The sequence below is a fragment of the Inhella sp. genome (assembly GCF_041912635.1).
Classification (GTDB): Bacteria; Pseudomonadota; Gammaproteobacteria; order Burkholderiales; family Burkholderiaceae_C; genus Inhella.
Genome location: NZ_JAYRMO010000020.1, coordinates 17064 through 38430, shown reverse-complemented (window position 1 = coordinate 38430; position 21367 = coordinate 17064). Strand labels below are relative to the sequence as shown.

At 67.7% G+C, this 21367-nt stretch carries 14 protein-coding genes; 12 read left to right on the top strand and 2 right to left on the bottom strand.

Features of this window, described 5'->3' with window-relative positions; all coding sequences use genetic code 11:
• Nucleotides 1-236 precede the first annotated feature (236 nt).
• Together ACE3QP_RS12970 and ACE3QP_RS12965 are read left to right on the top strand one after the other, a co-directional pair.
• Complete coding sequence (locus tag ACE3QP_RS12970) at nucleotides 237-2531, top strand: DUF5682 family protein (protein WP_374436639.1); 2295 nt, start codon at nucleotides 237-239, stop codon at nucleotides 2529-2531.
• The gene (locus tag ACE3QP_RS12965) at nucleotides 2528-3661 is read left to right on the top strand and encodes a VWA domain-containing protein (protein ID WP_374436637.1); all 1134 of its coding nucleotides are present in this window, start codon (nucleotides 2528-2530) and stop codon (nucleotides 3659-3661) included. Before ACE3QP_RS12970 ends, ACE3QP_RS12965 begins: the two co-directional genes overlap by 4 nt.
• A 92-nt stretch (nucleotides 3662-3753) precedes the next feature.
• On the opposite strand, the gene ACE3QP_RS12960 is transcribed toward ACE3QP_RS12965, so the two are convergent.
• Together ACE3QP_RS12960 and ACE3QP_RS12955 are read right to left on the bottom strand one after the other, a co-directional pair.
• Entirely contained in the window at nucleotides 3754-4173 is a 420-nt protein-coding gene (locus tag ACE3QP_RS12960; RefSeq protein ID WP_374436636.1) for a hypothetical protein, read from the bottom strand.
• Nucleotides 4170-4703: a T6SS effector amidase Tae4 family protein gene (locus ACE3QP_RS12955; RefSeq protein WP_374436634.1), complete on the bottom strand. Its 534-nt coding sequence runs from the start codon at nucleotides 4701-4703 to the stop codon at nucleotides 4170-4172. The genes ACE3QP_RS12960 and ACE3QP_RS12955 overlap by 4 nt, the downstream gene beginning before the upstream one ends.
• Nucleotides 4704-5027: 324 nt before the next feature.
• On the opposite strand from ACE3QP_RS12955, the gene ACE3QP_RS12950 reads away from it, so the two are divergent.
• The 10 genes from ACE3QP_RS12950 to narH all read left to right on the top strand — a co-directional run bounded on the left by ACE3QP_RS12950 (nucleotide 5028) and on the right by narH (nucleotide 21360).
• The gene (locus ACE3QP_RS12950) at nucleotides 5028-5825 is read left to right on the top strand and encodes a DUF4253 domain-containing protein (protein WP_374436633.1); all 798 of its coding nucleotides are present in this window, start codon (nucleotides 5028-5030) and stop codon (nucleotides 5823-5825) included.
• A gap of 41 nt (nucleotides 5826-5866) precedes the next feature.
• A complete protein-coding gene (locus tag ACE3QP_RS12945; protein ID WP_374436631.1) occupies nucleotides 5867-7831 on the top strand; it encodes a hypothetical protein in 1965 nt (654 codons plus the stop codon).
• Between the two features lie 90 nt (nucleotides 7832-7921).
• Nucleotides 7922-9790: a type IV pili methyl-accepting chemotaxis transducer N-terminal domain-containing protein gene (locus ACE3QP_RS12940; RefSeq protein ID WP_374436630.1), complete on the top strand. Its 1869-nt coding sequence runs from the start codon at nucleotides 7922-7924 to the stop codon at nucleotides 9788-9790.
• The gene (locus ACE3QP_RS12935) at nucleotides 9783-10451 is read left to right on the top strand and encodes a response regulator (RefSeq protein ID WP_374436629.1); all 669 of its coding nucleotides are present in this window, start codon (nucleotides 9783-9785) and stop codon (nucleotides 10449-10451) included. Before ACE3QP_RS12940 ends, ACE3QP_RS12935 begins: the two co-directional genes overlap by 8 nt.
• A 128-nt stretch (nucleotides 10452-10579) precedes the next feature.
• Nucleotides 10580-11842 carry a nitrate/nitrite transporter gene (locus tag ACE3QP_RS12930; protein ID WP_374436628.1) on the top strand — a complete coding sequence of 421 codons (1263 nt, stop codon included), beginning with the start codon at nucleotides 10580-10582 and terminating at the stop codon, nucleotides 11840-11842.
• A gap of 15 nt (nucleotides 11843-11857) precedes the next feature.
• Nucleotides 11858-13498 (top strand): MFS transporter, encoded by a 1641-nt coding sequence (locus ACE3QP_RS12925; protein WP_374436627.1) that lies wholly within the window; start codon nucleotides 11858-11860, stop codon nucleotides 13496-13498.
• Between the two features lie 27 nt (nucleotides 13499-13525).
• On the top strand, nucleotides 13526-14545 hold the full coding sequence (locus tag ACE3QP_RS12920) for a tellurite resistance/C4-dicarboxylate transporter family protein (protein WP_374436626.1): 1020 nt from the start codon (nucleotides 13526-13528) through the stop codon (nucleotides 14543-14545).
• Between the two features lie 133 nt (nucleotides 14546-14678).
• The gene (locus ACE3QP_RS12915; protein ID WP_374436625.1) at nucleotides 14679-16013 is read left to right on the top strand and encodes an MFS transporter; all 1335 of its coding nucleotides are present in this window, start codon (nucleotides 14679-14681) and stop codon (nucleotides 16011-16013) included.
• 12 nt (nucleotides 16014-16025) lie between these two features.
• Nucleotides 16026-19814, top strand: coding sequence for a nitrate reductase subunit alpha (locus tag ACE3QP_RS12910; protein WP_374436624.1), 3789 nt, complete (start codon nucleotides 16026-16028; stop codon nucleotides 19812-19814).
• A 22-nt stretch (nucleotides 19815-19836) separates the two neighbouring features.
• Nucleotides 19837-21360 carry a nitrate reductase subunit beta gene (gene narH / locus ACE3QP_RS12905; protein WP_374436623.1) on the top strand — a complete coding sequence of 508 codons (1524 nt, stop codon included), beginning with the start codon at nucleotides 19837-19839 and terminating at the stop codon, nucleotides 21358-21360.
• Nucleotides 21361-21367: the final 7 nt, after the last annotated feature.

Here is a 21367-nt window from a genome sequence, read left to right as displayed (position 1 = left end):
CTTCAACTTCTGGACCAGGGCGGCCGTCCAAACGGAGAGAGCGAAGCGAACGCAGTGCGTTCCGCCCTGCAGCCCCAAGACGCGAGCAGCGCAGGGAATCCCCGGCCACAGGCCGGGGACAGCGGAGCGGGCGCGTGTTCTTTGCCTACTTTCTTGCACGAGCAAGAAAGTAGGTCGGCTGCCGGGACGAACTCCCGGCGGGCTGCACCGCAAGCACATTGCCGTCGGTAAACAAGATGGCAGTCACGATCCTCGGCATCCGCCACCACAGCCCCGCCTGCGCCCACCGCGTCCGCCACCACATCCGCACGCACCAACCGCAAGCCGTCCTGATCGAAGGCCCCGCCGACTTCAACCCAAGAATTCAAGAGCTGCTGCTCCAGCACGAGCTGCCAATCGCCCTTTACAGCTACGCCAACGAAGCCGAGCACAGCGCCCAGCAATGCTGGTACCCCCTGCTCGATTACTCGCCCGAATGGGTCGCCCTGCAAGAAGGCGCAGCAGCCAAGGCCGAGCTGCGCTTCATCGACCTGCCCCACTGGCGCTACCGCACCCGCAAGCCCGAACGCCGCCCGCAGCGCGACCGTTACGCCGAGGTGGTGCAGGCCCTGTGCCGCCGCACCGGCTGCGATGGCGACGACGCGCTCTGGGACCATCTGTTCGAAGCCCTGCCGCCCGACGACCCTGCGCTGGCGCAGCGCCTCGACACCTACTTCCAGGAGTTGCGCGACGATGAAGAGGCCGGCGACGAAGACGAACAGCGCGAGGCCTGCATGGCGCGCTGGATCGCCTGGGCGGCCGCGCGCTTCGAGCGCGTGCTGGTGGTCTGCGGCGGCTGGCATCTGCCCGCCCTGCAGCGGGCCTGGCCGCAGATCCAGCAAACCGAGGAGCCCATCAGCCCGCAGCCAGCCAACGAGCGCGAGGCCGGTTGCTACCTGGTGCCCTACGAGTTCCGCCAGGTCGATGCCCTGGGCGGCTACGCAGCCGGCATGCCCTCGCCCTTCTTCTACCAACAGCAATGGCGCCAAGGCGGCGCTGCCACCGCACGCTGGGCGCTGCGCCGCCTGGTGGACCGCCTGCGCGCCCGGCAGCAGATCGTCTCCACCGCGGACCTGATCGCCTTCGAGCAGCAGGCCCTGGGCCTGGCGCGCCTGCGCGGGCATGCCTGGCCGCTGCGCGTGGACCTGCTCGACGCGCTGCAATCCACGCTGCTGAAAGAGGCCCTGGACGAGCCCGCACCCTGGAGCGGCCGCGGGCGCCTGAGCCCCCGGCACCACCCACTGCTGCGCGAGGCCCTGCTGGCGCTGACCGGCGAGGGCGGCGGGCGCCTGCACGCCAGCACGCCGCTGCCACCGCTGGTGCACGACGCGCGCGAACGCCTGCAGGCCTGTGCGCTGGAGCCGCGTCGCGAGGCGCAGCACCTGGTGCTGGACCGCCGCCGCCCCGAGGACCTGCCGCGCGCCCGCCTGCTGTGGCAGCTGCGCCTGCTCGGCGTGGGCGGCGCGCGGCTAAAAGAAATGAAAGCCCCGCGGGCCGCGCGTGCGCTCGCCCCCGCCCTGGCCTTCGAGGAGCACTGGCTGCTGCAGCAGGACGAACGCTGGTTCCCCGACCTGATTGAGGCCGCCGTGCATGGCGCCACCTTGCAGGCCGCCGCCCAGCAAGCCTTGCTGCTGCGCGCCGCCGACGGCAACCCCGCCGCCCTGGCCGAAGCCTTGCGCCAAGCCCTGCGCGCCGGCCTGCACGGCCTGGGCCAGGAGTTCGCGCAGCGCCTGCAGGCCAGCCTGGCCCAGGCCCAGGACCATGGCGAGCTGGCCCAGGCCTGCATCGCCCTGGCCGAGCTGGTGCAGGCCGGCTTCTGGGGCGAAGACCCGCGCCCGCTGCTCGAGGCCACCCTGGTGGCCCTGGCCGAGCGCCTGCTGTGGCGGCTCGAAGGGCGCGACGGCGCCGGCAGCGCGGCCTTGATCGAGGCCGATGTGCGCAGCCTGCGGGCCCTGCAAGCCTTGCTGCGCCTGGATCTGCCCGGGCTGGACGCCGGGTTCCTGACCCACACCGCCGAGCGTCTGGCGCGCAGCGCCAGCAAACCGCCAGCACTGCGTGGCGCCGCGCTGGGCTTGTGCGTCAGCCAGGCCGAACAACCCACACCACCGGCCCTGCGCGCCGAGGTGCTGGCGCTGACGCGCGCCATGCCGCCGCGCGAGGCCCTGGGCGATTTTCTCTACGGCCTGTTCGCCTGTGCGCGCGCCCTGGCCACCGAGGACGAGGCCATCGTGCGCGCCGTGCACGCCGCTCTCGAAGGTCTGGGCCACGAGGACTTCCTCGTCGCCCTGCCCGCGCTGCGCGCCGCCTTCGCCGGCTTCCCGCCGCGCGAGCGTGGCGCCATCGCCGATCTCGTCGCGCCCCTGCTCGGCCTGCCGCCCGCGCAGCGTCAGCAGTTGCTGAAGTTGCGCCAAGGCACGCAGGCCTTGCTGGATGCCAAGCGCATCGAAGCCCAGGCTCTGGCCTGGGCGCGCGAGCATGGAGTCTTGCCATGAAGCCCCTGCCCGAACTCGATCTGCAGGAACGCTGGCGCCTGCTGCTGGGCGAGGCAGCCGCACCCAGCCTGGGCGCCTGCGGCGCCACCGCCCAGGGCATGGACCAGGCCCTGGCATGGTTGTATGGCCGTGAATGCGAAGGCGGCCAGGCCAGCGACCGCCTCGACCGCCATGGCGGCGACGAGGCCTCCAGCCTCACGGTGCCTGACTGGATCAACGCCATCCACACCCTCTTCCCCAAGGAGACCGTGGAGCGCCTGGAGCGCGACGCGCTGGAGCGCTATGGCATCGATGAACTCGTCACCAACCCCGAGGTGCTGCAGCGCGCCACGCCCAACCCCGCCCTGCTGCAGGCCGTGCTGCGCACCAAGCACCTGATGAACCCGCAGGTGCTGGCGCTGGCGCGCCAGCTGGTGGCCCAGGTGGTGAAGGAGCTGATCGACAAGCTGGCCACCCAGGTGCGCGCGCACTTCTCGGGTAAGCGCAGCCCGCACCAGTACAGCCCGCGCGGCAGCAGCGCCCAGTTCGCCGCCCGCACCACGCTCCAACGCAACCTCAAGCACTTCGACCCCGCCAGCCGCCGCCTGGTGGTGCAGCAGCCGCGCTTTCATGTGCAGCACCGCCGCCAGCTCGAACCCTGGCAGGTCTTCCTGCTGGTGGACCAGAGCGGCAGCATGCTCGGCTCGGTGATCCATGCCGCCGTCACTGCTTCGTGCCTGTGGGCCCTGCCCGGCATCAAGACCCACCTGATCGCCTTCGACACCGCCATCGTTGACCTCACCGACCATGTCGGCGACCCAGTCGAGCTATTGATGCAGGTGCAGCTGGGCGGCGGCACGCATATCGCCCATGCGGTGGGCTACGCGGCCGAACGCATTGAAGTGCCCCGCCGCGCCATCGTGGTGCTGATCAGCGATTTCTACGAGGGCCTGCCCGAGGCGCTGCTGATCAATCAGGTGCGCGCATTGACGGCCCAGGGCAGCAAGGTGTTGGGCCTGGCGGCGCTGGATGAGCAGGCGGACCCGGTGTTTGACCGCGAGCTGGCGGCCAAGCTGGTGGAGGCCGGGGCCGAGGTGGGGGCGATGACGCCGGGGCAGTTGGCGGGGTGGTTGGCGGAGAAGCTGAATTGATCAATCACATCCCGCCGCGACGGTTCAGAGGCGCGCTGACAAAGAATCCACAGGCTGCGTGCCAGGTGGAGTGCTTGGCCGGGCGATCCGCTTTAGCCCCCGCGCCCCAAGCTACGGCGACCAACCCACCAACCGAGCCAAGCTCCCATGGGCGCTGAGGCTGCCAGAAGGACGAAATAAGCCGTGATCAAGACATCCCGCCAACTGGCGGAAAGCTGCCACAGGTCAATCGGCTTCAGCCAGTGGGCTTCGGTACTCAGAAACGCAAGCAGCGCAAAGGTCATCGACGTGCCCACCGTCACCAGATGCGACGGGGCGCGATCCCACAGGTAGGCCACAAGTCCGAACGCGAGGCAGGGAATGGCGGGCATGCCCACGATGAACCAGCCCAGGGTTTGGTCGGCAACTTCCTCACCATGGCCGGCCAGGTTGCGTGTACGAATCAACAGCAAGAAGCCGATGGTGAGCAGGACGCTGAGCAGTGCTCCCGCAAGAAGCCGGCGCGCCTTCATGGCACGGACCAAAACCAGATCTGAGCGGAGCGGTAGTAGTCCGACCAACCCAAGGTCTCGCTGCTCACGCCCCATTGCAGACGCAGGTAAGAACCGCCTCCCGTCATGCCATCGCCATCAAACAAGTCAATGTGATCTCCGCTTCGGTCTGCAACCGAACGGTTCCAGTAATCCTTGAAGAAGACGATGCCCCGATCACGACGGAACTCGGGCAATTGAAGCAGGTACTTCTTGCGACGCTTGTCAAAGATTTCATCGGCACGGTAGCGCCGGACCCCGAAAGGAAGCCCTCCCGGGTTGCCCGCCAGCCAATTGGCCAGTTCCTCCGCGCGCAAGGCGTAGCGCACTTTGTCGGCAGGCTTGCCCGACTTCGCACCGGGAAAGCCACGCAAGCTCAAACCAGCGCCTATCAAAGCTGCACTCACGTTGATGGCGCACTGGTTCTCGTACACCGAAGTCGGAAACAGGCGCGGCTTGCCGCCGGAAACCGGGTGGTGATCCCACAAACTGTCGAATCGAATGCTCATCATGGCCAAGCGCTGAAAGCGGGCGCGCAGGGTAGCGAGCCAGCGACCCTGGCTGTGCAAGGAAGTGTTCGGACGCTCAAAAGGTCCGCACCTCTCAATTGCCGTAGCGAGTCGCCATTCGCCCAGGTAGGCAGCTGAGCTTGGAAAACAACTGGTCACGCCACCCTCTCAGGCAGCCCACACAGTACGCCCCCTTCTCCGCCCGTCTGCCGGCCACGCATGCGCATCCCATCTCAGCGCTCCATCGCCCTCGCAATCTCAAACAGCTCTGCGAGCCAGGCCTCGCTCCGCCGCTACGCACTGGCCAGCAGCTTGAAGCCGGCCTTTGTGATCGATCCGGTCGCGCCAGCGCTGAATGCGCCACCACTGCTGCTGGACGAACTGCGGCGCCAACTGCCGCTGTATCCGGTCTTCCTGCCGGCCGACGATCTGCAATACCTGCTGCCGCCCGGGAACGGGCTGGAGCTTTGGAACGGTGACTACGCGGGCCAGGCACTGGCCGAGTCCTTGCTGCCCCTAGCCCAATCCTTGGAGCGGCCCGGTTTTGTGTCCGACGAGCTGGAGCCCTTGGAAGGGCCTTATGGCCTGATTCCGACTGCCATCGCTGAGGTGAAACGTCGCTTCGGCAGGGGTCCGAGCACAACGGCGTTGCGCAGCGCGTTCAAGCGGGGCGAGCTGCGATGCCAACGCGACCTGCAGCGCTGGCTGCTGAACTGGGAGTACGCGCAGTTTGGCGACTCAGCCATTCAGCCCGAAAGCCGCGCCTATGTGGATGGCAGCCTTTTGTGCACCTGGCCGGGCGTGGTGGTGCTGCTGCCCTTGCGCCACAGCTGGGAGGCATTCGCCCATCTGCTCTGGTGGGGCAGCCAGTGGCATCTGCCCGCCAAGATTGCCGCCCTGCGGCGCTGGCATGAACGCTACGGCGCCGAACTGTGCTGCGCGGGGGGCACCACCCTGTACCTGCGGGTGCGGCGCCGCCCAGCCAGCCTGGAGGAAGCCTTTGAACTGGCTGTCGAACACTGGTACTTCGCCAGCGACACCCTGGGGCTGCCCGGCGTTTCGCTGCGCGAGCACGCCCGGGTGCTGCTCAGCCTGGACCACTGGTACTTCCATCAGCGGCCCTGAAGCGCAGAGACACTGCAGCGCCGCCCTGTCCGCGCCCCAGCATGCGCCCCGACCTCCTCCCCCTCAGCCCCGAAGCCCTGATCCAGTTCACCAACGCCGGCCTGGTCAAGCGCGCCGTGCGCGAACTGGCCGGCGGCTACCGGCCCGAGCTGGCGCTGGACGAAGCCGCCACCTTGACCGCGCGCTTCAGCGATGGCGTGGAGATCCTGTGGCCGCAGGGCCAGACGATTGCGCAAGCGCGCTGCAACTGCGGTGCCAGCGGCGTGTGCCGGCACCGGCTGATCGCGGTGCTGGCCTACCGCGAGCAGGCACCGGCGGCAGCAGCCCCGACCAACCCCGCGCTCGAAGACGTGAGCGATGCCGAGTTGGCCACTGCGCTGACGCCCGCCGTGCTGCAGCAGGCCGAGCGCACACGCGCTTCCGGCCTGCGCGTGGAGCTGCGCCGCGCGGCCGATGGTGAGCCTTGCGACACCGCGCGCTTGGCCCAAGCCACGGTGCGCTTCTGGGCCGGCGGGGCGTTGGCCGCGGCGCGCTGCGACTGCCTGCGCGGCAGCGCCTGCGCCCATGTGGCGCTCGGGGTCTGGGCCTTTCGGGCGGCGCAGGGCGCACCCAGCGTGCAGCTGGCCCCGCCGCAGAGCGCTCGGGCGCTGGACCGCGGGCCCTTCCTCGAAGCCGTCGAGACCCTGCTGCGCCTGGGCGTGACGCAAGGCAGCGGCGCGCTGGGCCAGGGCCTGAGCCAGGCCCGCGCGGCCAGCAGCGGCGCGGCCTGGTTGGAGCTGCTGGTGGCCGAGTTGGAGGCCTGGGCCGAGGCCTACGCCCAGCGCGGCGCGCGCTACGACGCCGCCGATGGCGTGGACCTGCTGGCCGAGCTGGCGCTGCGCCTGGCCGCCGGCGGCCAGCCCGGCCAGGCCGGCGCCGTGCTGGGGCTGGGCCAAGCCGGTGAGACGGCCCTGGACCGCCTGCGCCTGATGACCCTGGGCGCGCGCACGCGCCGTGACGGCCCGCAGCGCCAGACCGAGCTGGTGCTGGCCGATCTGGACACCGGCACCCGCCTGGTGCTGCGCCACGACTGGAGCGTGAGCGAGGGCAGCGATGCCGCCGCCGAGGCCCAAGCGCGTGCACGCGAACGCCTGGCGCCCGGCCTGCTGCTCGAAGCCCTGGCCCAGGGCCAGCTGCTGGCGCAAGGCGCCGCCCGGCGCGCCGATGGCAGCCTGCGTCTGGCGCGCGCACGCAGCAGCCAGAACAGCGTGCTGCCGCAGACGGCGGACTGGAGCCTGCTGGGTCCGCCGGTGCGCTTTGACTCCGTGGCCGCGCTGCGTCGCGAGGCCCGCGCCCACCCCCATGCCGCGCTGCAGCCGCGCCACGCGGCGCGGCGCTTCATCGTCTTCACGCCGGCCAGCACCGAGATCGACTGCGCCTACGACCCGCAGGCCCAGAGCCTGCTGGCCACGCTGCAAGACGCCGCAGGCGAGCCCCTGCTGCTGCAGCGCACGCACGAGGGCCATCTGCCGCTGGCGCTGGACAGCCTGGCCGCAGCCTTGAACGGCCACCACGGCCCGCTGCGCCATATCGCCGGCTTGCTGAGCTGGCAGGACGGCCTGCCCTGCCTGGAGCCCTGGGCCCTGGCCTGCGACCAGGTGCTGGTGCCCGACTTCGCCAGCCAGCGCCCGGGCGTGCTGGCCAGCCTGCCGCTGGGCCACGCCGCGCAAGCCGGCACGGACCCTTGCAGCCGGCTGCTGGAACGCCTGCGCCAGCACCTGGCCACGGCCCTGCACACCGGCCTGGCCCAGGCGCCGGCGCACTGGCGGCCCGAGGGCGAGGCCTTGGCGGCGGCGCTTCAGCAGGCCGGCTTCAAGGCCCTGGGCGAGCAGCTGCTGCAGGCGCAGACCGCGCCAGCCGGCCCCGCGCGCGCTGAGGCCTGGCTGCGGCTGCTGGCACTGGCGCAGCTGCACCGCGATGCCAGTGAGCAGGTTGCGATGGCCGAGCCAGGGGACGAGTCGCCCTGAGCTTTGATGCAGGTCATTCAACACCCAATCTCCGGCGCTTCCCGAGCCTCTGCGCGCCCAGGAAATCGGGCTGGCAAAGACAATTCGCGCATGCGGAAGCAATGGAAGAACGCGCGTGTGGCCACCAAGGTGGGCCTGCTGGGTGTGGGCCTGCTGGCGGTGGCGCTGGCGTCGATCGGGCTCACACTCTGGATAGGCTGGCAGCTTGAAGGCGGCGCTGCTGCGGTGAACGAGGCCGGCCGCCTGCGCATGCAGACTTGGCGCATCGCCCACGCAGTGGCACTGCAGAACCAGGCCGAGGCCGGCACCCACTTGCAGCAGGTGGATCAGGCACTTCGGCTCATTCGCGACGGCGACCCCGCACGCCCCTTGTTTTTGCCGCGCGATGCCACCACCGCGCAGGCCTTCGAGTCGGTGAGCCAAGGCTGGCTGCAATTCCACAGGCTGGCGGCCAACCAACCGGCCCAACTCTCCAGCGCCGACGTGGACGGCATGGTGAAACGGGTAGATCACTTGGTGGCCGCCATCGAAGCCCAGCTGGCCGGCTGGAACACCCTGCTGTCCTCGGTGCAGCTGGCCCTGGTGGCCTTGGCGATCGCAGCGGCGGTCGCTTTCTTGTACGCCGCCCACCTGTTGGTGTTTGCGCCGGTGGACCGGCTGCGGCGGGGTCTGGCCGCGCTGGAGCGGGGCGATCTGAGGGTTCGCGTGGCCGAAGGTGTGCGCGACGAGTTCGGGGACCTGGCACGCGGCTTCAACCGCATGGCGGAGCGGCTGCAAACGCTGTACGCCGGCATGGAGGACGATGTGCGCAGCAAAACCAGCGAACTGCGCGAAGAAAAACATCGCCTGGCGGCCCTTTACGACGCCAGCGCCTTCGCGGCGCGGGCCGCCTCGCAGCAGGAACTGGCAACCGGCTTCACCGAGCGGCTGCGCCGGGTGGCGCGCTGCGATGCCGTGGCCATCCGCTGGCTGGACACCAGCCAGCAACGCATGGTGCTGCTGGCGGCCCAGGGCCTGCCACCGGCCCTGCTGGAAGCCGAGCGCTGCCTCAAACCCGGTGACTGCCATTGCGGCTCGCCGCAGACCAGAGCACGTGTCATTCACATCTTGCCCGAGCACCCGCCTACCAGCGCCTGTGCGAAGGCTGGTTTTGTGACGGTCACCAGCGTGGCCTTGCCCGTGCAGGGTCGGCTGATGGGTGAGATCGATCTGTTCTACCGCGAGGCTCCGCAGTTGGAGCAGGCTGACCGCGATTTGCTCGACAGTCTGGCCAGCCACTTATCCAGCGCGCTGGAGAGCCTGCGCCATGAAGCCCTGCGCCGCGAGGCGGCCGTGGCCGAGGAACGTGGGCTGCTGGCGCGCGAACTGCATGACTCGATCGCACAAAGCCTTGCCTTCATGAGGATCCAACTGCAGTTGCTGAAGGATGCGCAGGCCAGCGGCATAGCTGGCGACAGCCTGCGGCTGCTGGATGAATTGGAGCTGGGCCTGAAGGAGAGCAGCGCCGACGTGCGCGCCCTGCTGATGAACTTCCGCACCCGCACCGACGGCGACGACCTGCTGCCCGCCCTGCAGCAAACCCTGCAGAAGTTCCGCCTGCAAAGCGGCCTGCAGGCCGAATTGAAGGTGGACGGGCACGGCGCTCCGCTGCCGGCCGATGTGCAGGTGCAGCTGCTGCATGTGGTGCAGGAGGCCCTGTCCAATGTGCGCAAGCATGCGCAGGCGCAGTCCGTGCAGGTCCGCCTGGCGCACCAGCCGCACTGGCAGATCGAGATCCGGGACGACGGCTGTGGCTTCGACCCGCTGCACGACACCCCCGACGACAGCCATGTGGGGCTGCGCATCATGCGCGAGCGCGCAGCCAAGGTAGGCGCCACGGTGGAACTGCAGTCGCGCCCCGGCGCAGGTACGCAGGTGCGGGTGGCGCTGCCAGAATCCGCCGCTCTGAACCATGAATGAAGCCGCCCCCACCCCCATTCGCGTACTCGTCGTCGACGACCACACCCTGTTTCGCCGCGGCCTGATCGCCTTGCTGTCCACCCAGCCGCAGCTGCAGGTGGTGGGCGAGGCGGCCGATGCCTCGGCCGCCGAGCGCCTGGCGGCGGAGTTGCAGCCCCAGGTCATCCTGCTCGACAACCACCTGCCCGGTGCCAGCGGAGTGCAGGCCCTGCCAGCGCTGAAGGCCGCCGCGCCGCAGGCTCAGGTGCTGATGCTGACGATGAGCGAGTCTGAACAGGATCTCGGTGCCGCACTGCGCGGCGGCGCCTGTGGCTACCTGCTGAAGACGGCCGACAACGCCGAGCTGACGCAAGCCATCGAACGCGCCACCCGCGGCGTCTCCAGTTTCAGCAGCGAGATGGCGGGCAAGCTGGCCAGTGCCTTCCGCCAGGAAACCGAGGCCGCCGCACCGCCGCCGCCCGACCCCTTCGCCGGGCTGTCGCCGCGCGAGCGCGAGATCCTCGACCTGATCGCCCGCGGCGACTCCAACAAGCTGATCGCCCGCCAGTTGGGGATCGCCGAAACCACAGTGAAGATCCATGTGCAGCACCTGCTGCGCAAGCTGAACCTGGAATCGCGCGTGCAGGCGGCCGTGCTGGTCACGCAGCAGCGCGGCGCATAGTTCTTTCGAACGAGGGCCAGTTCGGGCTGCTCCTCCAAGCGGCGGCCCGGCGCTTGCCGTTTCGGTGAATGGGCCGCCTGGCGCCCGCGCGCCACAGTGCTTCTCAGCCATTCTGAGGAGTTCCACCCATGCGCACCGCCATCGATCGCAGAGCCTGGTCGGTGCTGATCGTCAGCACCCTGGCCTTCACCGTCTGCTTCATGGTGTGGATGATGTTCGGCGTCATCGGCATCCCGATCAAGAAGCAGCTGGGTCTGAACGCCACCGAGTTCGGCCTGCTGACCGCCATGCCGGTGCTCACCGGCTCCCTGGTGCGCGTGCCGCTGGGGATATGGACGGATCGTTACGGCGGCCGCATCGTCATGGCCCTGCTGATGGCCAGCACCGTGCCGGCCATCTGGTTGATGGCTTATGCCACGCAGTACTGGCACTTCCTGGTCATCGGCCTGTTCGTCGGTCTGGCCGGCGGCGCCTTCTCGGTCGGCACGCCCTATGTGGCACGCTGGTTCCCCAAGAAGCGCCAGGGCATGGCCATGGGGGTGTACGGCGCGGGCAACTCGGGCTCGGCGGTGAACAAGTTCATCGCGCCGGCCTTGCTGGTGGGTTTCGGCTGGACGATGGTGCCGCAGGTCTATGCCGCCGTGATGGCCGGCACGGTGCTGCTGTTCTGGTTCTTCAGCCACCACGACCCCAAGCATCTGGCGCCCAGCCATGTGAAGTTCCGCGATCAGCTCAAGGCACTGAAGAACCCCAAGGTGCTGAAGTACTGCCAGTACTACAGCATCGTGTTCGGCGGCTATGTGGCGCTGGCGCTGTGGATGGTGCAGTACTACGTCGGCGAGTACGGGCTGGACATCCGCGTGGCCGCGCTGCTGGCGGCCTGCTTCAGCCTGCCCGGCGGCGTGCTGCGCGCCGTCGGCGGTGTGCTGTCCGACAAGTACGGCGCGCACCAGGTCACCTGGTGGGTGATGTGGGTCAGCTGGATCTGCCTGTTCCTGCTCAGCTACCCCCAGACCGAATTCACCATCCACACCATCGACGGCCCCAGGACCTTCCACATCGGCCTGAACGTCTATGTGTTCACCGCCATCATGGGTGTGCTGGGCGTGGCCTGGGCCTTCGGCAAGGCCTCGGTGTTCAAGTACCTCAGCGACGAGTTCCCGCACAACATCGGCGCCATCAGCGGCATCGTTGGCCTGGCCGGCGGCCTGGGCGGCTTCATCCTGCCCATCCTGTTCGGCGCCCTGCTCGATTTCACCGGCATCCGCTCCAGCGCCTTCATGCTGATGTACGGCGTGGTCTGGGTCTCGCTGATCTGGATGTACTGGACGGAGGTGCGCAAGACCGAACTGATGGGGCAACACACCCAAGCCCCCCCGCTTTCCGCCTGAGCCGCGAGGATTCCCATGAAGCACAAGACCCCCGCGCCCGCTGCCAGCGGCGCCGACATCGCCGACTGGCAGCCCGAAGACGAGCGCTTCTGGGAGCAGACCGGCAAGCGCATCGCCTACCGCAATCTGTGGCTCTCCATCCCAGCCCTTCTCTGCGGCTTCGCCGTCTGGGGCATGTGGGGAATCATCAGCGTGCAGATGCTGAACCTGGGCTTCCCCTTCAGCCAGGCCGAACTGTTCACGCTGACGGCGATTGCCGGCATCTCCGGCGCCACCATGCGCATCCCGGCCTCCTTCCTGGTGCGCCTGGCCGGTGGCCGCAACACCATCACGCTGACCACCGCGATGCTGCTGGCGCCCGCCCTGTGCACCGGCATCGCGCTGCAGCACCCGGAGTGGCCGCTGTGGGTGTTCCAGCTGATGGCGCTGTGGTCGGGCGTGGGCGGCGGCAACTTCGCCAGCTCGATGTCCAACATCAGCACCTTCTTCCCCAAGCGCCTGCAGGGCACCGCGCTGGGCCTGAACGGCGGCCTGGGCAATTTCGGCGTGACGACGATGCAGATCCTCATCCCGCTGGTGATGACGATGCCGCTGTTTGGTGCCCTCGGCGGAGATTCGATGCCGTTGCTGAAGGACAGCGGCTGGATCTTCGGCAAGATCGCCGCCGGCACGCCGGCCTGGGTGCAGAACGCCGGCTTTGCCTGGGTGATCTCGCTGATCCCGCTGGCCATTGCCTGCTGGTGGGGCATGAACAACCTCAGCAGCGTTTCGCCCACCGCCGGCCACCCGATCAAGGCCTTCGCCAAGATCACCTACCTCTACACCCTGGCCTTCATTCCCTCGATCGCCATCCTCTACATCTACCTGCCGGCACCCACCGGCCTGGGCCTGATCAATATGTGGGTGGCGGTGCCGCTGGACATCTGCGCGGCGCTGCTGGTCATGAAGCTGGCCGCCTTCGGGCCGATGAAGGAAAACATCGCCAAGCAGTTCGCGATCTTCCGCAACAAGCACACCTGGTCGATGACGGCGCTCTACATCGTCACCTTCGGCTCCTTCATCGGTTTTTCGATGGCGCTGCCGCTGTCGATCGCGGTGATCTTCGGCGTCAGCCATGTGCCCGATGCGGCCGGCGTGATGCAGCACACGCTGAAGAACCCCAACGCGCCCTCGGCCTTCACCTACGCCTGGCTGGGGCCCTTCATCGGCGCGGCCATGCGCCCGCTGGGCGGCTGGATCGCCGACCGCTGGGGCGGTTCGCTGGTGACGCAGATCATCTCGGCCATCCTGGTCGTCGGCTCGGTGGCCGCCGGCTATGTGATGAGTCTGGCCTACAACTCGGCCACGCCCGAGCAGTACTTCCCGGTCTTTCTCGGCCTGATCCTGTTGCTGTTCTTTGCCAGCGGCATCGGCAACGGCAGCACCTTCCGCACCATCGGCGTGGTGTTCGACCGCCAGCAAGCCGGTCCGGTGCTGGGCTGGACCTCCGCGGTGGCCGGCTATGGCGCCTTCATTGCGCCGGTGGTCATCGGTGACCAGATCAAGGCCGGTACGCCGCAGCTCGCGATGTACGGCTTTGCGGTGTTCTACGGCCTGTGCCTGCTGCTCAACTGGTGGTTCTACCTGCGCCGCGGCGCAGAGATTCACAACCCCTGAGGAGCGGCGGCCGCGAAGGGGACCGAAATGAGGCCTGGCCTGCGCGCCCTGCACCCCGGCAACTTCGCGGCCGTCATGGCCACCGGCATCCTGGCGATCGGATGGGGCAACGCGGGGCAGTCCGCAGTGGCCGAGGCGCTGGCCGGGCTGGCGCTACTGGGCTGGCTGCTGCTGCTGGCCCTGAGCGCGCTGCGCCTGCTGCACCATGCCGATGCGGTGCGGATCGACCTGCTGAACCCGCGCATGGTGTTTTCCTTCTTCACCCTGGTGGCCGCCACCAGCATCGTGGGCCTGCTGCTGCACGCGCGCGGCCACCCGCGCCTGGCCCTGGGCTGCTGGATGCTGGCCTTTGTCGCCTGGTGTGCGCTGCTGTACCTGGCGTTCGCGGTGCTGACCTTCCGCACCCACGAGAACAACGTCAACATCGTGCATGGCGGCTGGCTGATCGCCATCGTGGGCACGCAGTCCCTGGTCGTGCTGGGCGCTCGCATCGCGGGCGATCTGGGTGGCCTGGCCCAGGCGATGGTGTTCGAGGCCCACCTGCTGTGGAGCCTGGGCCTGGCCTGGTACGGCATCTTCATCACGCTGTTCTGCTACCGCATCTTCTTCCTGGCGCTGAAGCCGCAGGATCTGTCGCCCCTGCTCTGGGTGGTGATGGGGGCGGCCGCCATCAGCACCACTGCCGGAACCACCTTGCTGCATGCGGACCCGGGACTGCGCTTTCTGCATGCGCAGCGCCCCTTCATCGAGGGCGTGACCCTGATGCTGTGGGCCTGGGCCACCTGGTGGTTGCCGCTGCTGGTGATGTTCTTCGTCTGGAAGCACGCCGTGCGGCATGAACCGCTGCGCTACGAGCCGGTGCTGTGGACCTTTGTCTTCCCGCTGGGCATGTACGCGGTGGCCAGCCTGCGCCTGGGGCAGGCCGCCGAGTTCGCACCGCTGGGCTGGGTGGCACAGGGCATGCTGGGGGTGGCCAGCCTGGCCTGGCTGGCAGTGGCCTGCGGGCTGCTGCGGCAGTTGCTGCGGGCGCGCACCGAAGCGGCCTGAGCGGCCTGAGCCGCTCGTCCGGCCCTAGTTCGAAAGAACGATGCCGCCCACCCCCGGCCTCGTCCCACTGCACTGCCGCCCCCGATCCGCCGATGGATGGTCGCGAACCCGGCCAGCAAGGAGCATCCGGAGCGTGAACCAGACCCTTCGCATCGGCCCCGCCTGGAATCCGGAAGATCCGGATTTCTGGGCCCGCCATGGGCGGGCGCTGGCGCTGCGCAATCTGGTTTTCATCATCCCGGCGATGGTGCTGTCCTTTGCCGTGTGGATGCTGTGGTCGGTGCTGGTGGTGCATCTGCCGGCAGCGGGCTTTCGCTACAGCACCAACCAGCTGTTCTGGCTGAGTGCGCTGCCCGCCCTGTGCGGCGCCACGCTGCGCGTCTTCTACGGCCTGGCCCTGCCCTGGGTGGGCGGGCGCCGCTGGACGGCGCTTTCCACCGCCAGCCTGCTGCTGCCGGCCGGCGGCATTGCCTGGGCCGTGCAAGACCCGCGCACGCCCTACGAAACCATGGTGCTGCTGTCGCTGCTGTGCGGCCTGGGGGGCGCCAACTTCGCCAGCGGTGTGGCCCACATCAGCGCCTGCTTCCCGGCGCATGAGCAGGGTGCCGCGCTGGGCGTGGGCGCCGGCTTTGCGCACCTGGGCGTGAGCCTGGCGCAATGGCTGGTGCCGGCCATCATTGCGCTCAATCTGTTCGATCTGCCGCAGCCGGCCGGCCAGGCGCTGTGGCTGGCCAATGCCGGCCTGGTGTGGCTGCCCCTGATCGCGCTGGCCAGCCTGGCGGCCTGGCTGGGCATGAACGATGTGCAGCGCGGCGATCTGTCACTGCAAAACCAGGCCCAGGTGTTCACGCGCCGGCACAGCTGGCTGATGGGCTGGCTCTACCTGGGCAGCTTCGGCAGCTTCATCGGCTTTTCGGCCGCCTACCCGCTGCTGCTGAGCCAGCAGTTTCCGAGCCCGAGCACCGCGCAGCAGCTGGTGTGGATCGGCCCCCTGCTGGGCGCGCTGGCCCGCCCGCTGGGGGGCCGGCTGGCCGATCGCCTGGGCGGTGCGCATGTGAGCCTGCTGGCCTTTGCCGCACTGGTGCTGGGTGTGCTGGGCGTGCTGGTCAGCCTGAGCGCGCCGGCCCGGCTCGAGTTTTTCGTGGCCAGCTTCGTGCTGCTGTTCGGCGCCGCGGGCGTGGCCAACGGCAGCACCTTTCGCATGATTTCGCTCGGCTACCTGCGCGAGGCCCTGGGGCAGGACGCCGACAGCCTGCGCGATGCCCAGGCCCGCGGCGCCGCCGCGCTGGGCCTGTGTTCGGCCATCGGCGCCTACGGCGGCTTCTTCATCCCCAAGAGTCTGGGCAGCGCCTTTGCCCTGGCCGGCGGCCCACAGGCCGCCCTGCTCTGCTTTCTGGCGTTCTACCTGAGCTGCATGGCCATCTGCTGGTGGTTCTACGGCCGCGCCCACGCCCCCCTTTCCTGCTAACGGAGAACAAGCATGTCCCATTTCCTGGATCGACTGAACGCCTTCCGGCTGCCGCGCGAAGAATTCGCCGGCGGCCATGGCGTGACCACCGGCGAGGACCGCACCTGGGAGGATGCCTACCGCAACCGCTGGGCGCACGACAAGATCGTGCGCTCCACCCATGGCGTGAACTGCACCGGCTCCTGCTCGTGGAAGATCTACGTCAAGGGCGGCATCGTCACCTGGGAGACCCAGCAGACCGACTACCCGCGCACGCGTCCCGACCTGCCCAACCACGAGCCGCGCGGCTGCGCCCGCGGCGCCAGCTACAGCTGGTATCTGTACAGCGCCAACCGCGTCAAGTACCCCATGGTGCGCGGCCGTCTGCTCAAGCGCTGGCGTGAGGCATTGAAGGTCTCGAAGAGCCCGGTGGATGCCTGGGCCTTGATCCAGGGCGACGCCGCAGCGCGCCGTGACTACCAGCAAATGCGCGGCATGGGTGGCTTCGTGCGCGCCACCTGGGACGAGGTGGACCAGCTGATTGCGGCCGCCAACGTTTACACCATCAAAAAGCATGGCCCGGACCGCGTGATCGGCTTCTCTCCGATTCCCGCCATGTCCATGGTCAGCTACGCCGCCGGCAGCCGCTACCTGAGCCTGATCGGCGGCGTCTGCATGAGCTTCTACGACTGGTACTGCGATCTGCCCCCGAGCAGCCCGCAGGTCTGGGGCGAGCAAACCGACGTGCCCGAATCGGCCGATTGGTACAACAGCAACTACATCATTGCCTGGGGCTCCAATGTGCCCCAGACCCGCACGCCGGACGCGCACTTCTTCACCGAGGTTCGCTACAAGGGTGCCAAGACCGTGGCGGTGACGCCCGACTACTCCGAAGTCGCCAAGTTGGCCGACATCTGGATGCACCCCAAGCAGGGCACCGATGCCGCCTTGGCCATGGCAATGGGCCATGTGGCGCTGAAGGAGTTCTACTTCGACAAGCGCAGCAGCTACTTCGACGACTACGCGCGCCGCTACACCGACATGCCCCTGCTCGTGATGCTGCAGGAGCAAACCCTGCCGGACGGCCGCAAGGTGCTCGCGCCCCAGCGCTATGTGCGCGCAAGTGACTTCCACAACAAGCTCGACCAAGCCAACAACCCCGAGTGGAAGACCGTGGCCTTCGACAGCAGCGGCCGCGTGGTGCTGCCCAATGGCTCGATCGGCTTCCGCTGGGGCAAGGATGGCCGCGACGACCAGGGCAAGTGGAATCTGGAAGCCAAGGAAGCCCAGGGCGATGCCGAGGTCAAGCTCAAGCTCTCGCTGATCGAAGATGGCGAGCAAGCCCATGAGGTGGTGGACGTCGCCTTCCCCTACTTCGCTGGCGCCGAGCACCCGCACTTCAAAGGCAACCAGCAAAACGGTGACGTGAACCTGCAGCGCGTGCCCGCCGCACGCCTGAAGCTGGGCGGCCAGGATGTGCTGGTGGCTACCGTCTTTGATCTGCAGGTGGCGCAGTACGGCATCAACCGCGGACTGGGCTCAGGCGCAAAGAGCTACGACGACGACGCGGCGTACACCCCGGCTTGGCAGGAAAAGATCACCGGCGTGCCGCGCGATCAAGTCATCACCGTGGCGCGCCAGTTCGCCGACAACGCCGACAAGACGCATGGCAAGTCGATGATCATCATCGGCGCCGCCATGAACCACTGGTACCACTGCGACATGAACTACCGCGGTGTGATCAACCTCTTGATGATGTGCGGTTGCATCGGCCAGAGCGGTGGCGGCTGGGCGCATTACGTGGGCCAGGAAAAGCTGCGCCCGCAAACCGGATGGACCGCACTGGCGTTCGCACTGGACTGGAGCCGTCCGCCGCGCCAGCAAAACAGCACCAGCTTCTTCTACGCCCACTCGGACCAGTGGCGCTACGAAAAGCTCGGCGTGGACGAAGTGCTATCGCCGCTGGCCACCGAAGCCCAGCGCCAGGAGTTCGGCGGCAGCATGATCGACCAGAACGTGCGCGCCGAGCGCATGGGCTGGCTGCCCAGCGCACCGCAGCTTGAGATCAACCCGATCGAACTGGTCAAGCAGGCCGAGAAGGCCGGCATGGACCCCAAGGATTACTTGATCCGTGGGCTGAAGGACGGCTCGATCAAGATGAGCTGCGAGGACCCGGATGCACCGCAGAACTGGCCGCGCAACATGTTCGTCTGGCGCTCCAACCTGCTGGGTTCCAGCGGCAAGGGCCACGAGTACTTCTGCAAGCACTTGCTGGGAACCAGCCACGGCGTGCAGGGCAAAGACCTGGGCCGCGACGAGGCCAAGCCGCAGGAAGTGAAGTGGCATGCGCAGGGCCCTGAGGGCAAGCTAGATCTGCTGGTGACGCTGGACTTCCGCATGAGCACCACGGCGCTCTATTCGGACATCGTGCTGCCCACCGCCAGCTGGTACGAGAAGAACGACCTCAACACCAGCGACATGCACCCCTTCATCCACCCGCTGTCGGCGGCCGTGGACCCGGTGTTCCAGTCGCGCTCCGACTGGGAGATCTACAAGGGCCTGGCCAAGGCCTTCAGCGAGGTCTGCGTCGGCCATCTGGGCGTCGAGAAGGAGATCGTGCTCAACCCGCTGATGCACGACACCCCCGCCGAACTGGCCCAGCCCTTCGACGTGCAGGAATGGAAGAAGGGGCAGGTCGATCTGATCCCCGGCAAGACCGCGCCGACCATGACCGTGGTGGAGCGCAACTACCCCGACACCTTCAAGCGCTTCACCTCGCTGGGCCCGCTGATGAACAAGCTGGGCAATGGCGGCAAGGGCATCGCCTGGAACACCGACACCGAGGTCGAGCAACTGGCCGAGCTCAATGGCGTGGACGCCGAGGGCCGCCCGCGCATCGTCAGCGACATCGACGCCTGCGAAGTGATCCTGCAACTGGCGCCCGAGACCAACGGCCATGTCGCCGTCAAGGCCTGGGACGCACTGAGCAAGTACACCGGCCGCGACCACGAGCACCTGGCCCTGCACCGCGAGGACGAAAAGATCCGCTACCGCGACGTGCAGGCGCAGCCGCGCAAGATCATCAGCTCGCCGACCTGGTCGGGCCTTGAAAGCGAGAAGGTCTCGTACAACGCCGGCTACACGAACGTGCACGAACTGATCCCATGGCGCACGCTCAGCGGCCGCCAGCAGTTCTACCAGGACCACCCCTGGATGGTGGCCTTTGGCGAAGGCTTCAGCACCTATCGCCCGCCGGTGCACCTGAAGGCCACCGCCGAGATGCACGGCGCCAAGCCCAATGGCAACAAGGAGATCGTGCTGAACTTCATCACCCCGCACCAGAAGTGGGGCATCCACAGCACCTACTCGGACAACCTGCTGATGCTGACGCTGAACCGCGGCGGCCCGGTGATCTGGCTGAGCGAAGAGGACGCCAAGGCCGCCGGCATCGAGGACAACGACTGGGTCGAGCTCTTCAACGTCAACGGCGCCATCTCGGCGCGCGCGGTGGTGAGCCAGCGCGTCAACCCGGGCATGACGTTGATGTATCACGCCCAGGAAAAGATCATCAACGCGCCGGGCAGCGAGATCACCGGCATTCGCGGCGGCATCCACAACTCGGTCACCCGGGTGGTGCTCAAGCCCACGCACATGATCGGCGGCTACGCGCAGTACAGCTACGGCTTCAACTACTACGGAACCATCGGCACCAACCGCGACGAGTTCGTCATCGTGCGCAAGATGAACAAGGTCGACTGGCTGGACACGCCAAAGGACGACCACCTCGCGCCTGCGTACCAAGCGCAAGGCGAGAACCCCTGATCACGACGCGAGGAGAAAAGACATGAAAGTTCGCGCCCAAATCGGCATGGTGCTGAACCTGGACAAGTGCATCGGTTGCCACACCTGTTCAGTCACCTGCAAGAACGTCTGGACCAGCCGTCCAGGCGTTGAGTACGCCTGGTTCAACAACGTCGAGACCAAGCCCGGCATCGGCTACCCCAAGGAGTGGGAGAACCAGGACAAGTGGAACGGCGGCTGGATCCGCAAGGCCGACGGCTCCATCCAACCGCGTCAGGGTGGCAAGTGGAATCTTCTGATGAAGATCTTCGCCAACCCCAACCTGCCCGAGATCGACGACTACTACGAGCCCTTCACTTTCGACTACGACCACCTGCACTCGGCCCCCGAGATGAAGCACGCGCCAACCGCGCGTCCGCGTTCGCTCATCACCGGCCAGCGCATGGAAAAGATCGAGTGGGGCCCGAACTGGGAAGAGATCCTCGGCGGCGAGTTCAGCAAGCGCAGCAAGGACAAGAACTTCGACCACATCCAGAAGCAGATGTACGGCGAGTTCGAGAACACCTTCATGATGTACCTGCCGCGCCTGTGCGAGCACTGCCTGAACCCGGCGTGCGTGGCCTCGTGCCCCTCGGGCTCGATCTACAAGCGCGAGGAAGACGGCATCGTCCTGATTGACCAGGACAAGTGCCGCGGCTGGCGCATGTGCGTGTCGGGCTGCCCCTACAAGAAGATTTACTACAACTGGAAGAGCGGCAAGGCCGAAAAGTGCATCTTCTGCTACCCGCGCATCGAAGCCGGCCAGCCCACCGTGTGCTCGGAGACCTGCGTCGGTCGCATCCGCTACCTCGGCGTGCTGCTGTATGACGCGGACCGCATCAAAGAAGCGGCCAGCGTGCCCAACGACAAGGACCTCTACCGCGCCCAGTGCGACATCTTCCTGGACCCGAACGACCCGAAGGTGATCGAGCAGGCGCGCAAGGACGGCATTCCCGACAACTGGCTCGACGCCGCCAAGGTCAGCCCGGTGTGGAAAATGGCGATGGACTGGAAGGTCGCGCTGCCGCTGCACCCCGAGTACCGCACCTTGCCGATGGTTTGGTACATCCCGCCGCTGTCGCCCATCACCTCGGCCGCCAACGCCGGGCACCTCGGCCAGAACGGCGAGATCCCCGACGTGAACCAGTTGCGCATCCCCGTGCAGTACCTGGCCAATCTGTTGACCGCAGGCGACACCCCGCCGGTGACCCGCGCCCTGGAGCGCATGCTGGCCATGCGCGCCTACCAGCGCGGCGTGCATGTGGACGGCGTGAAGAACGCGGCCGTGCTGCGCCAGGTCGGCATGACCGAGGCGCAGGTGCAGGACATGTACAAGATCATGGCCATTGCCAACTACGAGGACCGCTTCGTCATCCCGACGACGCACCGCGAGTACGCCGAGAACGCCTTCAATGTGCGCGGCGGCTGCGGCTTCAGCTTCGGTAATGGCTGCTCCGAGGGTGTGACCGAGACCAGCCTGTTCGGCTCGGAGAAGAAGCGCACCATCCCCATCAAGGCCACGATCTGATGGAGCG

Bases quoted from the DNA above. Each gene is read 5' to 3' on its own strand.
- ACE3QP_RS12970 (WP_374436639.1), top strand. From the start codon at position 237: ATGGCAGTCACGATCCTCGGCATCCGCCACCACAGCCCCGCCTGCGCC.
- ACE3QP_RS12965 (WP_374436637.1), top strand. From the start codon at position 2,528: ATGAAGCCCCTGCCCGAACTCGATCTGCAGGAACGCTGGCGCCTGCTG.
- ACE3QP_RS12960 (WP_374436636.1), bottom strand. From the start codon at position 4,173: ATGAAGGCGCGCCGGCTTCTTGCGGGAGCACTGCTCAGCGTCCTGCTC.
- ACE3QP_RS12955 (WP_374436634.1), bottom strand. From the start codon at position 4,703: ATGATGAGCATTCGATTCGACAGTTTGTGGGATCACCACCCGGTTTCC.
- ACE3QP_RS12945 (WP_374436631.1), top strand. From the start codon at position 5,867: ATGCGCCCCGACCTCCTCCCCCTCAGCCCCGAAGCCCTGATCCAGTTC.
- ACE3QP_RS12940 (WP_374436630.1), top strand. From the start codon at position 7,922: ATGCGGAAGCAATGGAAGAACGCGCGTGTGGCCACCAAGGTGGGCCTG.
- ACE3QP_RS12935 (WP_374436629.1), top strand. From the start codon at position 9,783: ATGAATGAAGCCGCCCCCACCCCCATTCGCGTACTCGTCGTCGACGAC.
- ACE3QP_RS12930 (WP_374436628.1), top strand. From the start codon at position 10,580: ATGCGCACCGCCATCGATCGCAGAGCCTGGTCGGTGCTGATCGTCAGC.
- ACE3QP_RS12925 (WP_374436627.1), top strand. From the start codon at position 11,858: ATGAAGCACAAGACCCCCGCGCCCGCTGCCAGCGGCGCCGACATCGCC.
- ACE3QP_RS12920 (WP_374436626.1), top strand. From the start codon at position 13,526: ATGAGGCCTGGCCTGCGCGCCCTGCACCCCGGCAACTTCGCGGCCGTC.
- ACE3QP_RS12910 (WP_374436624.1), top strand. From the start codon at position 16,026: ATGTCCCATTTCCTGGATCGACTGAACGCCTTCCGGCTGCCGCGCGAA.
- narH (WP_374436623.1), top strand. From the start codon at position 19,837: ATGAAAGTTCGCGCCCAAATCGGCATGGTGCTGAACCTGGACAAGTGC.